The 13470-nt window shown below is 61.8% G+C and carries 8 protein-coding genes; 2 read left to right on the top strand and 6 right to left on the bottom strand.

Features of this window, described 5'->3' with window-relative positions; genetic code table 11:
* Positions 1-143: 143 nt before the first annotated feature.
* Genes J1G37_RS12785 through mexE form a run of 3 tightly spaced genes read right to left on the bottom strand, consistent with a single transcriptional unit; the run spans position 144 to position 5992 of the window.
* Complete coding sequence (locus J1G37_RS12785; RefSeq protein ID WP_207042129.1) at positions 144-1559, bottom strand: TolC family protein; 1416 nt, start codon at positions 1557-1559, stop codon at positions 144-146.
* Positions 1556-4735 carry an efflux RND transporter permease subunit gene (locus tag J1G37_RS12790; protein ID WP_207042130.1) on the bottom strand — a complete coding sequence of 1060 codons (3180 nt, stop codon included), beginning with the start codon at positions 4733-4735 and terminating at the stop codon, positions 1556-1558. Before J1G37_RS12790 ends, J1G37_RS12785 begins: the two co-directional genes overlap by 4 nt.
* A 15-nt stretch (positions 4736-4750) precedes the next feature.
* The gene (mexE, locus tag J1G37_RS12795; protein WP_207042131.1) at positions 4751-5992 is read right to left on the bottom strand and encodes a multidrug efflux RND transporter periplasmic adaptor subunit MexE; all 1242 of its coding nucleotides are present in this window, start codon (positions 5990-5992) and stop codon (positions 4751-4753) included.
* A 361-nt stretch (positions 5993-6353) separates the two neighbouring features.
* Here mexE and J1G37_RS12800 point away from each other — a divergent pair, with 361 nt between their 5' ends.
* The gene (locus tag J1G37_RS12800; protein WP_207042132.1) at positions 6354-8045 is read left to right on the top strand and encodes a hypothetical protein; all 1692 of its coding nucleotides are present in this window, start codon (positions 6354-6356) and stop codon (positions 8043-8045) included.
* Between the two features lie 57 nt (positions 8046-8102).
* Here J1G37_RS12800 and J1G37_RS12805 read toward each other — a convergent pair whose 3' ends face one another.
* From J1G37_RS12805 to J1G37_RS12815, 3 genes are read right to left on the bottom strand one after another with little or no spacing between them, the layout of a single operon-like run.
* Positions 8103-10313 (bottom strand): GMC family oxidoreductase, encoded by a 2211-nt coding sequence (locus tag J1G37_RS12805; RefSeq protein WP_207042134.1) that lies wholly within the window; start codon positions 10311-10313, stop codon positions 8103-8105.
* A complete protein-coding gene (locus tag J1G37_RS12810; RefSeq protein WP_207042135.1) occupies positions 10310-10822 on the bottom strand; it encodes a sorbitol dehydrogenase in 513 nt (170 codons plus the stop codon). The genes J1G37_RS12805 and J1G37_RS12810 overlap by 4 nt, the downstream gene beginning before the upstream one ends.
* Complete coding sequence (locus J1G37_RS12815; protein ID WP_207042136.1) at positions 10819-12186, bottom strand: cytochrome C; 1368 nt, start codon at positions 12184-12186, stop codon at positions 10819-10821. Before J1G37_RS12815 ends, J1G37_RS12810 begins: the two co-directional genes overlap by 4 nt.
* Before the next feature lie 267 nt (positions 12187-12453).
* Here J1G37_RS12815 and J1G37_RS12820 point away from each other — a divergent pair, with 267 nt between their 5' ends.
* Complete coding sequence (locus J1G37_RS12820; protein ID WP_124524489.1) at positions 12454-13410, top strand: AraC family transcriptional regulator; 957 nt, start codon at positions 12454-12456, stop codon at positions 13408-13410.
* Positions 13411-13470 lie beyond the last annotated feature (60 nt).

Here is a 13470-nt window from a genome sequence, read left to right on the forward strand (position 1 = left end):
TTCTGAAATGCCTACAGCTATAGCCTTCAACTTTTTAAGACTAATCCCACAAAAAATCCTCAAAAAAAAGCCCCACGACCAAATGGACCATGGGGCTAAAAATTGGCTGGATGCGACCAACCAAAGGAGCTCTTTAAATCAAATCACTTGGCGCTGGCCACCACCGTATCCGGCTGCCAACCCCCGCCCAGCGCCTTGTAGATCGCCACAATCCCGCGATACAAATCCACCTCGGCCTGGGCCTGGGAGTCTTCCGCCGCCAACCGCTCACGTTGCGCGTCGAGCAACACGAGGAAATCCACGGTACCTTCGCGGTAACGAATCGCCGCCAGGTCCGCCGCCGCGCGGCTGGACTCACTCTGACGGATCAGCGAGACCAGGCGCTGCTGCCGCTTGCCATAATCACTGAACGCATTCTCAGACTCTTCCAGCGCCAGCAGCACTTGCTGCTCATAGGTCGCCAACGCGCCGTCCGCTTCGGCATTTGCACCGCGCAAACGGGCGCGCACGCTGCCCAGGTCAAAGGCGGCCCAGGTGATGCTCGGGCCCAGGGACCAGGCATTTGCGGCGGCGGAGCCGATCTGCGAACCGCGCCCGGCGGTGAAGCCGAGGAAGCCGCTGAGGCTGACCCTCGGGAACAGGTCGGCCTTGGCCACGCCGATCCGCGCGGTGGCGGCGGCCAGTTTGCGTTCGGCGCTGAGGATGTCCGGGCGCCGTTGCAGCAGTTGCCCCGGGTCGCCAATCGGCAGCGCCTTGGCAATCGCCGGCAGGTCTTTCGGGCTCAGGTCCACGCTCAGTTTGTCCGGGCGCTGGCCGAGGAGGGTGGCGATGCGGTTGCGCTCGCGCACTTGCTCGGCTTGCAGTTGCGGCACGCTGGCTTCGACCGCCGCGAGGCGGGCGTCGGCACGTTCTACGTCCAACTGGTCGCCCACCCCGGCATCGCGCAGGCTGACGGTGATGGTGCGCGATTCCTGCTGGTTTTTCAGGTTGTCCAGGGCGATGCGTTCACGCAGTTGCGCGCCGCGCAGTTGACCGTAGGCATCCACCAGTTCGGCAATCATGGTCACTTGCAGTTGATACAGGTCGGCTTCTGCCACCTGTTGGTCAGCGTCGCTGGCCTCCAGGTTGCGGCGGATGCGCCCGAACAAATCCACTTCCCAGGCCATGTCCAGGCCCAGGTCATAGCGCTCGCTGGTGACGCGCCTGGTGGTCTGGCCGGGGATTTGGCCCTTGCCCACATCGCTGCTGGCGCGGGAGGTGACCACCGGCATGATGTCGTTGGCCGCATCATCACGGATCGCCCGGGCGGCGCGCAGGCGGGCAAACGCCACACGCAGGTCACGGTTCCCGCTCAACGACTGGGTCACCAGTTGGTTGAGGGTCGGGTCCTCGAACTGCTGCCACCAGATGCCTTCGTACTTGGCGTGGTCATAGCTCTTGGTGTCGGCGGCGGCCGTGATGTTGGCCGCCTCCAGATTCTCGGTTTTGTAGTCCGGGCCCACGGCACAGGCGCTCAGCGCCAGTACCAGCAAGCTCGGCAGGAATACTTTCACGCTCATTGCTGTGTCTCCAGCTTCAAGGCCTTGGCCGCTTTGCGCGCTTCCTGGCGCTCCACATAGCGACGGATCAATACGTAGAACACTGGCGTCAGCAACAGACCGAAGAAGGTCACGCCGATCATCCCGGAGAACACCGCCACACCCATGGCATGACGCATCTCGGCACCGGCACCGCTGGACAACACCAGTGGCACCACACCCATGATGAACGCGAACGAGGTCATCAGGATCGGCCGCAGACGCAGACGGCACGCCTCCAGTACCGCAGCCAGCGGGTCAAGCCCCTCCGCCTGTTTATCCTTGGCAAACTCGACGATCAGAATCGCGTTCTTGCACGCCAGGCCCACCAGTACGATCAGGCCGATCTGGGTGAAGATGTTGTTGTCGCCGCCGGAGATGATCACCCCGGTGATGGCCGACAGCAGGGTCATCGGTACGATCAGGATCACCGCCAGTGGCAGGCTCCAGCTCTCGTATTGGGCCGCCAGTACCAGGAACGCCAGCAGCACACACAGTGGGAACACGAACAGTGCAGTGTTGCCCGAGAGGATTTGCTGATACGTCAGGTCAGTCCACTCGTAGGTCATGCCGTTGGGCAGTTCCTCTTTCAGCAACTTCTCGATCGCCGCTTCCGCCTGGCCCGAGCTGTAGCCCGGCGCGGCGTTGCCGTTGATCTCGGCGGTGATAAAGCCGTTGTAGTGCATCACGCGGTCCGGGCCCGAGGTGTCGCTGACCTTGATAAAGGTCGCCAGCGGGATCATCTCGCCTTTGTTGTTGCGTACTTTCAGCTGGCCGATCTGGTCTTCGTCGAGGCGGAACTGCTGCTCAGCCTGCACGTTGACCTGGTAGGTACGGCCAAAGCGGTTGAAGTCGTTGGCATACAACGAGCCCAGGTAGATCTGCAGGGTGTCGAAGATGTCGCTGATCGCCACGCCGTGGGTCTTGGCCTTTTCACGGTCGATGGCCGCATCGACCTGGGGCACGTTGACCGTGTAGCTGGTGAACAGGCCGAACAGTTCTGGAACGTTGTGGCTCTTGGTGATGACGTTCTGCACTTCTTTGTACAGCTCGTCGTAACCCAGGTTGCCACGGTCTTCGATCTGCAGGCGGAACCCGCCAATCGTACCCAGGCCCTGTACCGGCGGCGGTGGGAAGATCGCCATGTAGGCTTCCTGGATGTCGCTGTACTTGCCGTTCAACGCACCGGCAATCGCACCGGCGGACATGCTTGGGTCTTTACGCTCATCAAACGGCTTCAAGGTGACAAACACGATGCCGCTGTTCGGGCTGTTGGTGAAGCCGTTGATCGACAGGCCCGGGAAGGCGACCGCTGCTTCCACGCCCGGCTGCTTGAGGGCGATGTCGGACATGCGCTTGATCACATCTTCGGTGCGGTCCAGGCTGGCGGCGTCCGGCAGTTGGGCGAAGGCCACCAGGTATTGCTTGTCCTGGGCCGGTACGAAACCGGTCGGGGTGTGGGCAAAACCGAACCAGGTCAGCACCATCAAACCGGCGTAGAGGAACAGGGCGATGCCGCTGCCGCGAATCACCCGGCGTACGGTGCCGACGTAACCGTGGCTGGCTTTCTCGAAGAAACGGTTGAACGGTTTGAACAACCAGCCGCCCAGCAGCTTGTCGAGCACCTTGGAGAAACGGTCTTTCGGTGCGTTATGGCTCTTGAGCAACACAGCAGCCAGGGCCGGCGACAAGGTCAGCGAGTTGAACGCCGAGATCACCGTGGAGATCGCAATGGTCAAGGCAAACTGCTTATAGAACTGCCCGGTCAAGCCGCTGATAAACGCAGCCGGGATGAACACCGCACACAGCACCAACGCCGTGGCAATGATCGGGCCGGTCACTTCGCTCATGGCTTTTTCGGTGGCCGGGAACGGTTCCAGGCCCAGCTCGATATTCCGTTCGACGTTCTCCACCACCACGATGGCGTCGTCCACCACGATACCGATCGCCAGTACCAGGCCGAACAGCGACAGCGCGTTGAGCGAGAAGCCAAACAGGTGCATCACCGCAAACGTACCGATCAACGATACCGGCACCGCCACCAACGGAATGATCGAGGCGCGCCAGGTTTGCAGGAACAGGATCACTACCAATACAACCAGGATCAGTGCTTCGAACAGCGTGTGCACCACCGCTTCGATGGAGCCACGCACGAAGATGGTCGGGTCATAGACGATGCTGTAGTCCATGCCCTGCGGGAAGCTCTTTTTCAGCTCTTCCATCTTGCCGCGCACTTCGTTGGAGATCTCGATCGCGTTGGAACCCGGGCGCTGGAAGATCGGGATCGCCACCGCCGGCTGGTTGTTGAGCAACGACCGCAGGGCGTATTGGCTGGAACCCAGCTCGACCCGTGCGATGTCTTTCAAGCGGGTGATTTCACCGTTATCGCCTGCGCGAATGATGATGTTCTCGAACTCTTCTTCCGTCACCAGACGGCCTTGCGTGTTCACCGACAACTGGAAACTGGTGGCATTCGGCGCAGGTTGCGCACCCAAGGCACCGGCCGCCACCTGGCGGTTCTGCTCGCGGATCGCGGTGACTACATCCGTCGCCGTCAAATTGCGCGAAGCGGTCTTGTTCGGGTCCAGCCACACACGCAGGGAATAGTCGCCCATGCCGAACAGCTGCACGTCACCCACACCGCCCAGACGCGCCAACTCATCCTTCACATTGAGCAAGGCATAGTTGGACAGGTAGAGCATGTCGTAGCGCTGATCCGGGGAGGTCAAGTGCACCACCATGGTCAGGTCGGGGGAAGCCTTGTCCACGGTGATACCGATGCGTGTCACTTCCTCAGGCAATTTCGGCTGAGTCCGCGTCACACGGTTTTGCACCTGCACCTGCGCGTTGTCCAGGTCGGTGCCCAGGGCGAAGGTGATGGTCAGGGTCAGCTTGCCGTCGGCAGTGGATTGCGAGGACATGTACAGCATGTTCTCGACGCCGGTGATGGCTTGCTCCAATGGCGCGGCCACGGTTTCACCGATGACCTTGGGGTTGGCGCCGGGGAAGTTGGCACGCACCACCACGGTCGGCGGTACCACTTCCGGGTATTCGCTGATCGGCAATTGGAACAGCGAGATTGCACCGGCGATCAGGATCAGCAGCGACAGTACCGCTGCGAAGATCGGCCGCGAAATGAAGAACTTGGAAAAATTCATCTTGAGTCGTATCCCTTAACCGCGTGGAGTCGCAACGGCTGCGAGCTTGGGCGCGGTTTTTTCCGGCGCCACTTGCTCCAGGTTGCTGGCTTCAAGCGCTTGTCGTTGTTGGGCCAAGGCGGCGAGGGTTTCCTTGCTGGCCATCGGGATGGTTTCCGGGGCGACGGGCGAGCCAGGACGTACGCGTTGCAGGCCCTTGACGATCACGGTGTCATCCTTGTTCAGGCCGCTGCGCACGATGCGCAAGCCTTCGATTTTCGGCCCCAGTTCCACCGAGCGATACGCCGGCTTGTCGCCTTCCATCACCAGCACGAATTTCTTGCCCAGGTCAGTGCCGACAGCTTCGTCATTGATCAAAACGGCGGAGTAGGTGCCGCTGCCGACCAGCTTCAAGCGCGCGTACAGGCCCGGGGTGTAGCGGCCGTCAGTGTTGTCGAACACCGCACGCCCACGGATGGTGCCGGTGGCTGGGTTGACCTGGTTGTCGACGAAGTTCATCTGGCCCTGGTGCGGGTTGCCGGTTTCGTTGGACAGGCCCAGGTACACCGGGGTAGTCGCACCGCGACGGCCTTGGCGGGCCAGTTCGGTGTACTTGAGGAACACGCGCTCATCGGCGTCGAAGTAGGCGTACACCTTGTCGGTGGACACCACGCTGGTCAGCGCGGTGACGTCGGCGGTCACCAGGTTGCCGGCGGTGATTTCGGCACGGCTGACACGGCCGCTGATCGGCGAGGTGACGCGGGTGAAACTCAGGTTCAGCTTGGCCAGGTCCAACTGCGCCTGGATGCCGGCGACCGCGGCGCGGGCTTCCTGGGCGGCGGTGGTGCGCGAGTCGGCCAGTTCGGCGGAGATCGCATTGCTCTGGCGCAGGCGTTCACCGCGTTGCGCTTCGTTGTCGCTGCGGCTGGCCGCAGCACGGGTTTGTTGCAGCTGGGCTTCGAGGCGGCGCACTTCAGCCTGGAACGGACGCGGGTCGATCTGGAACAGCAGGTCGCCTTTCTTCACCAGGGCACCTTCGATGAAGGCCACCTGATCGATCTGGCCCGACACCCGTGGACGGATCTGCACGGTCTCCGGCGCTTCCAGGCGACCGGTGAATTCATCCCACTCGTTGACCGGTTGCTCCAGCACCTTGGCCACGCTGACTTTGGCAGCAGGCATGGCGGCCGCTTGTTCCGGGGTCTTGCCGCACGCGCTCATCACCACCACGGCCAGGATCGCCAGGGGGAAGCGCAAATGTTTGAGTGACTGTTCCATGAGGTGCATCCGCCAATGTATTTGAGATGGGCGGATCATGCGCGGCGGGGTGCTATGTCACGAATCGAATGAAGCAAAGGTAACTATCATTCGGAATGATATAAGCGGCGGGAAAGCCCTCTAGGATGGGGGTTTCGTTAGGGTGCTATCAATGCGCGTGATGACAAAGGACTGTTGCCGCGATTGCAACGTAGATTGCCAATGAGGCTGACGGTATCTTGCGATTGCAGGCTGGCAGGATTTTTTAGTGCTAAGTATCCTGCATCTCGACGGGCGCCTGGCGCCGGGAAATTGTGCCGCGGACCAAGGCGTTCGGCGGTGCGTATCTGTGGGGCATAGCTGTAAGACTGGGAAGTCATCCATGAGTTTGATGCACGCACTTAACCGCTCAATCGTTACCCAATTAGCCCAAGACCTCTCTTCTTGCATCGAGACAACGATCATCCAGCTGAACAAAACGATCACCGATGATCAGGCTGCGATCGAAGGGATTGACGCCTTGAAGTTACGTAACGCCCCCTTTGAACGGATGCAGGCCCTGAAACCCACCCAAGACAAGTTGGATGAGTGCCAGTCGGGGGTCGATGACCTCGCTAAAAAGCATTACGGGTTCGGTTGGTTGGTTAATCGACGAAATACGACAGACGCTAAGGAGTTACGTAACTCAGCCCTAGCGGACCATAAGCAAGCTGTGGCGCATTGGGATGCGAATGAGGCGTCACTCAAGACGCAGATTGCGCAGCACAATACAAACGTCAGAGCGAAAAAACAAACACGGGATCCGAAGCAACTGCTGCTGGATGAGTCGAAGCAACAGCTAAAGGTACTCGAAGCGTTCAAGCTTGCCTCGGCCCGCGCGTTGGCTTCTGCGTCCGGCGCTGCGTGGCTCTCTGCCGAGTTTCCGGCGGTGTTGTCCGATATCGACGCCTGTGTGCGCAAACACGAGATAGCAGACGCAACGGCCCTGCTTGGGACACTGGTGTTTCAACAACGCCCGACTGACGAGGAGTATGCCGGCCTGCAACAGCAAGCTCAGGCCATTCGTGACCTGGCTTATGCCAAACACTACGGAGTGCCGGTTACCGGGGGCTATCCAGAGATCGTCGCGGCCTGCGCCAAGCTCGCAGCCGCCAACATGGTCGCAGACTCTGCCATCGAGTTGCTGAGTTCGACGCAGCCCGTGGAACAATGGCAGATGTTGACCCAAATGCTCACGTCGCCACTGACATTGTCCATTGACGTGCTTTGGACAATCTATTGGGCGATGCTTCAATGTGAAGATGAAATGGCGAAGTTTCTTTCCGGTACGGTCGCCAAGGAAGATCCGCTCAACGGTCGGTTCAGCGTGTATGTGGAAAAGTGGTTGGCCGATTGGGCGGGGCAAAAAATTCCTGCATTTGGCTATCCGACCTCTCAATCGTATTTCGGTGCGCTTCAATTGGCCGGGACGCCTGAGGAAAGCCGCGTTGGCGCAGACCTTGGGGTGATCATTTCACTGAATGTCGGGGGGCTGGTCTGCCGCAAAGCGGTGTTGTTGCAGGCCAAGCGTGCCAAGGATTGGGTGGCTGATATCGGTAGCCAAAAGGGCCAATTGACCACGCTTTCCAGCCTGCAAGACGCGGGCTACTACCTGTTTTACCATGAGTCGCCAGGCTTCAAGCTGGATGCACCCGTACCCACGGTGAGTTCGGCGCCGGCACTGCGACAGCTGCTGATTGATAAAGGTAGAAGTACCACCAGTACCAAAATGGCCTTGGACGTTCGCACCTGCGGGTGGGATTGGGCGAGTTTCATCACGTTCGGGCTGTGCGATCCCACGTCGGGGGTAGGGCGCTCGTTTGATACGATTGATCAAGCCATGAACATATTGGGCAGCGGTAAAAAAGGCGAGCTGCCGATTCACCTGTATGTGGTGGCGATTGAAGACGAGCCATATGTGCGTGAACTGAAGAAGCAAGTACTAGAGCGTTACGAGTCGGATCAGGCCTTGGAGAAAAAAGAGCCCAAGCAAGAAAAAGAGAACAATGGCCATGAGCCCGACTACGACTTTTGAGCGTGGCGCGCTTCGATGTCGGGAGGTGAGGCTGCATTGGCGCAGCCTCACCCAGGCTTACAGGGTGCCGAACGCGACCTGCACCGTCAGCGCCCCCTGGTTATCCGCAAGCCCAATCCCATACCTACCCTCCAGATCGTCATTAATACACAGTTGCAGCTCCCCGGTTTCCCCCGGCGGAACCAGCGCCAAATCCCCCACCAAAAACGGCGTCCCCCCACTGCCCACGCGCCCAATCAACGCGCCTTCATTGGCCCCCGGCAACGTATAGCCCGCCTTGGCGATCAACCCCGGGCTGCCATTGCCATCCACCATGCCGCCCACCGGGCTCGCCAGCCATTTGCCGCTCACGTAGCGCACCAGGCGTGGGCTCGGCCCGCTGATCTGCACGCCGGTGCCTTGCCACGGCTGGTTGGCCTGCACCTGCACGGTCACGGCCTTGAGGTCGTTGCACAGGGTGTCGCCGGCCTGGATCGACAGCGCGGCGATGGTCAGGCTCGGGTTGGACGTGCCGGTGCTGGGGAACACGCCGTCACCCACCAGGAACAGGTTGGCGTGGTCCCAACTGCGCTGGTACTTGTCCACCACCGAGGTCTTCGGATCGGCGCCCATGCGGTAGGTGCCCATCAAATGCCCGGCGCCCTGGAACGAATAGGATTCGCCCTCGTAGACGAACACCCCCGGCGGGATGTCGGCGGTCAGTTCCGTTGCCCCGAGCAGCTCGGTGATGACGTGGCTGGCGAGGATGCGGGCCTGCTTGAAGCCCTCCTTGGTGTAGTCCGACAGGTCGTAATGGATCTCCGGGCGCGGAATGCCCAGGCGATCCTTGTATTGGCTGGACGGCACGATGTAGCAGTTGGCGTTGTTCGGGTCGTCCTCGACTTGCTCCACCAGGAAGCCCACGCGAAATTGCCGGGTCAGCAAGTTGTTCAACTGTTGCACCAGCGCCGTGCCGAACAGCACCTGCGAGGAGCCGCCCGTATCTGGCAATGGGTTGGTGCGGCTGACGTTGCTGCCATCGATGAGGTCGGCGACGGTGGTGTAGGGATCGCCAATCGGCCAGTTGAAGCCTTCATTGCCGATCTCGATCCGCCACGCCGCACGCTGGCTGCGAAACGCCCCGTCGCGCAGGCTTTCAATGCCCGATGTGGACACCGGCCCCCGGTACGGGAACACCGTTTTGCCTTCGGGCATCAAGCCCCAGGCCAGGTAGATCGGGTGGTCCGCCAGGCTACGCCCGACCTGGCCGCTGCTGTTGGCCACGCCGTTGGGCCAGGCGCTGCTGGTGGAATTGAGCAGCAACTTGGGCGTCTCGATGGCATGCGCAGCGATCACATAACGCTGCCCGATGGCCACGCCGGTGCCGGTCGCCGGCCCATCGCCCAATTGATACTGGATGAACTCGATGCCACTGATGGTCTTATCCGCCGCGACGGTGACCTTGCTCGCCACGGTCTTGTACAGGATCCGCACATTGCCGGTGTTGAGTGCGTTGTTCATCGTCACCGTGGCGTCGTACTTGGCCTGGATCGGGCAGATCGGCGTGCAATTGGTATTGCCCGCACACACCCGGCGCCCGGCATAGGGCTGCGAATTGCGCCCGGCCGGGGTCGGGCTGACCACCAGCGGCAAGCCCTGGAACGACTGGCCCTGCACCGCGGTGACAAAGCTGCCGTCCACCAGCGACAGCGGGATGCTGGTCATCGGGAACTCGTAGTTGGCGGGGAAGGTGATGCCCAGGTAGCCCTGGTCGGCGACGTTGGCCGCCACGCCGATTTCCGCCTCGGCGCGGCAATACGCGCTTTGCAGGTCGTTGTAGCTGATCGGCCAATCCACCCCGACGCCGTACAGCGACTTCAGGCGAAAGTCATTGGGCAGCATGCGCAGGCACGTCGCCACCCAATGCCAGGTGGTCCCGCCGCCCACGCGCTCATAGGTGCTGGTAAACGGCAGCGGGCCTTTCTGCACCAGGTAGCTGACGTCAGGGTTGTTCCAGCCGAGGATCAGGTCGGCGATGGTCGCACGCGGCGCGTTCTGCTCGGCCGGGTTGCGCGCCGGGCTCAGGGTGCTGACGGGCGGGTAGGGCGACTCCGGGGTTTTCAGGGTGGCGGTATAGAACCGCTCCAGGTACTGGTTACGGTTCGCCGGGATTTCCGGGCCGGATTCCAGCACCAGCACCTTTACCCCGGCCAGGCCCAGTTGATAGGCAATCAGGCTGCCCGCAAGGCCCGCACCGACGATCACTACATCCGCTTGTTCGGTACTCATGACGACGCTCCTGGCTGGGTATTGGCGGCAACGCCGGTGAACTCCTCAAGGCTCGGTGGTGCGCTGTTCCAGTAGCCAAAGAAGAACTCGCTGTAGCCCATCGGGTGCGCCTGGGCGATGCTCCACGCCCAGCTTTGGGTGTAGGCCTCGGCGCTGACCACGGTTTGCTCATTCGCAGGGAATGCACCCTGGGTATACGGCTGGTACCACACGCCGAGCAGCCACAGCTTCATGATCGCGCGTGCCGCCTGGGCGGTTTGCGTGGTGGCGGGCTGGCCGTTCTGCATGAGGATCGCGGTGCCGATTTGCTGCGGCGTTTGTTGCTCGGCCAGCAACGACGCGTATTGGCCGAGCAGGGCGCTGAGCACGTTCTGCCCCAGGCGCGGGCCGATGAAATCGAGGAAGGTGGTGGGCAGGCCGATGGGGTCCACGGAGGGCGCCAGCAGTTCCTGGTTGATCCCGGTGAGCACCACGCTCAGGCCGGTGAAGTTGTCGAGGTCGGTACTCATGGCTGGCTCCCTGTTGCCCCGGTGGATTGGGCGCGTTCGAGCAGGTAAGTGAAGTCGGCGAAGCTGGTGCGTGGCGACTGCGTGACGTGGGTCGCGGCGTTGCCGTGGCAGGCGATGCAACTGGACGACGCCTGGGGCACGCTGCCCTGGATGTAGGTCTCCAAGGTCGCATTGGCGAGGAACGACGGCGCCGGCTTGCCCAGGGGCACGGTGGCCGATATCTGGCACGGCGGCTGGCCGCTGAGTGTCGGCCACTGGGTGCTGATCAACTGGTAGTTGGCCCATACGCTGTTGGGGTTAACCGTGCGCAGCAACGTCTGGTAGGTGCTGTTCAGGGCTTTCGTCGCATCGGTCAGCGGTATCTCGCGCACGATCTGCGACGGCGTCGCTTTCACCGCCGGGTTCCAAGGGCGTGGCGGCGGCTGGTTGACCTCGCCATGGCTGCTGGCGTTGTAGAACAGGTACGGGCCTTTGCGCTCGGCCGGTGGCGTGGTCTTTTCCGGCACATTGTCGACGTGCTCGAAGGTCGACCACACCCACTGCGGCGCGCTGGTGGTCTTGTGCACGATGTGCAGGCCGACCAGGCCCACCGGCTCGGCCGTGCAGGACTCCGCCACCACCGGCCCCTTGCTCGGGTCGCTGTTGCCCGGCGTATACACCAAGGCATCGACGGTGTGGAAACTGCCGGGCTTATCGTTGCCGTCCAGCACCTTCCACGACGCCTTGACCATGATCGAGCCCACCTCACTGGTGCTCGGGTTGCCGCAACTGAACGCCACCGCATTGGTCGGGCTGGCGGCAAAAAACGCCTGCTGGCCTTGCACGCTGTACAGGCCGTTGTTGACGATGCCATCGAACATCGACTGGTTCACCACGATTTCATTGCGCGTGTACACGCCGCTCTGGTCCACCAGCGGGCCGCTTTCAAAGGGTTGGATAAACTCGTCCAGCACGTCCGGGACCTTGCCCATCTGTTGCAGCAAACGTCCGGAACCCTTGCCCTCACAGGCCGGCGGCACGGCCGCCGGCGCGCGAAACGGCTGCGGCTTCTGCCCCTGGGGCAGGAAGATCTGGTAGCTCTCCCGGTAGCCTTCCCACACCGTGGCCGCGTCCTGCTGGCCGATTTGCACACCGGTATTGGGGTTGCCATCGGCCAGGGCTGGCCAGTTCAGCGCGATAAACGTCTGCCACGACATATCGTCGAAGTTCTGTTGCAGGCTGGTGAGGGAAAACGGCGGGGTGGCGGTGACATCGAAGGGGATTTGCGTAGACAGCGTGGGGGCCGCGACGACCAGTGGGCTCAGCAATGCGCCGAACAACGCGCAGCCGAACCCAGGCCGGGGGCGATGGGTTTCCTTTCTCATCGTGATCTCCTAGGCATCAGGCGCCAGGAGACAGTGGGTCCGTCATGGACTCTTCAATACGCCTCCTGGCACGTTGCTGAGCGTAGATAAGGCGGCGCAGTCCGGTGTATGGGCGGCTAGATTGTTTCGTAATAAGTCCAATTGCTCACTGCGTGACGCACTAGACACGTCAATACCCGCTGGGTATTCATTGAGACCTTATCCATATTGGACGGCCACACCCCCAGGCGTCAGCCTGCACCCAATAACTATAAAAGAGGCGCAACCATGACCGTGCTATTGAGTGAGCGCAGCCAGATCTTCCAACGTGCCGATGCCTACGCGGTCTCCGACTACGTCAATCAGCATGTGGGCAGCCACTGCATTCGCCTGCCACCGCGCGGGCGCCCGCAGGCGAGCATCAGCCACCGCACCTTTTCCAGCCTGGACCTGTGCCGCATCAGCTACGGCGCGCCGGTGCAGGTCACGTCCGAGGCGCTGCAGACCATCTACCACCTGCAAATCCTCCTGAGTGGCCACTGCCGTTCCAATGCCCGTGGCGTCGAACAGGTGTTCCAGCCCGGCGAGATCCTGCTGATCAACCCGGATGACCCGGTGGACCTGACCTATTCCGCCGACTGCGAGAAATTCATCATCAAGTTGCCGGTGCGCCTGCTGGAAAACGCCTGCCTGGAACAGCGCTGGACCCTGCCGCAACAGGGCATCCGCTTTGCCACGGCGCGTCATGCGCTGAGTGAGATGAGCGGCTTCCTGCAACTGCTGGGGTTGATCTGCCATGAGGCGGAAAACGCCGCCGAGCCCGAGGTGCAAGGCCTGTACGAGCGCATCGTGGCCAACAAACTGCTGGCGCTGCTGGCCAGCAACGTCCTGCGCGTGGTCCCGCCCGTGGCGCAGGGCGGCGGTTTCGAAGCGGTGCGCCAGTTTATCGAGGAGCACCTGACCGACGACATCAGCGTCGAACAACTGATGGCCACCGCCAAGGTCAGCGAGCGTTCGCTCTATACCCTGTTTGAACGCCAGGTCGGCCTGTCGCCGCGCGACTACGTGCGCCAACGCAAGCTGGAGCGCGTGCACGCACGCCTGCAACTGGCCACGGCGCGCAGCGTGACCGAGGTGGCGCTGGATCACGGCTTCGTGCACCTGGGGCGCTTTTCCGAGGCCTATCGCAAGCGCTTTGGCGAGTTGCCGTCGCAGACCTGGAAACGCCGCGCGCCCGGCGGATAGCGAATTGCAGCCAGCGGATATTGACGGTTGCAGCGTGCCCCTAGAGTGAAGGCGCCTGAT

It is taken from the genome of Pseudomonas sp. Marseille-Q1929 (genome assembly GCF_017316265.1).
Lineage (GTDB): Bacteria > Pseudomonadota > Gammaproteobacteria > Pseudomonadales > Pseudomonadaceae > Aquipseudomonas.

Excerpts from the sequence above, each read along its gene's own strand:
- J1G37_RS12805 (WP_207042134.1), bottom strand. The coding sequence starts at position 10,313 with ATGAGTACCGAACAAGCGGATGTAGTGATCGTCGGTGCGGGCCTTGCG.
- J1G37_RS12800 (WP_207042132.1), top strand. The coding sequence starts at position 6,354 with ATGAGTTTGATGCACGCACTTAACCGCTCAATCGTTACCCAATTAGCC.
- mexE (WP_207042131.1), bottom strand. The coding sequence starts at position 5,992 with ATGGAACAGTCACTCAAACATTTGCGCTTCCCCCTGGCGATCCTGGCC.
- J1G37_RS12815 (WP_207042136.1), bottom strand. The coding sequence starts at position 12,186 with ATGAGAAAGGAAACCCATCGCCCCCGGCCTGGGTTCGGCTGCGCGTTG.
- J1G37_RS12785 (WP_207042129.1), bottom strand. The coding sequence starts at position 1,559 with ATGAGCGTGAAAGTATTCCTGCCGAGCTTGCTGGTACTGGCGCTGAGC.
- J1G37_RS12810 (WP_207042135.1), bottom strand. The coding sequence starts at position 10,822 with ATGAGTACCGACCTCGACAACTTCACCGGCCTGAGCGTGGTGCTCACC.
- J1G37_RS12820 (WP_124524489.1), top strand. The coding sequence starts at position 12,454 with ATGACCGTGCTATTGAGTGAGCGCAGCCAGATCTTCCAACGTGCCGAT.
- J1G37_RS12790 (WP_207042130.1), bottom strand. The coding sequence starts at position 4,735 with ATGAATTTTTCCAAGTTCTTCATTTCGCGGCCGATCTTCGCAGCGGTA.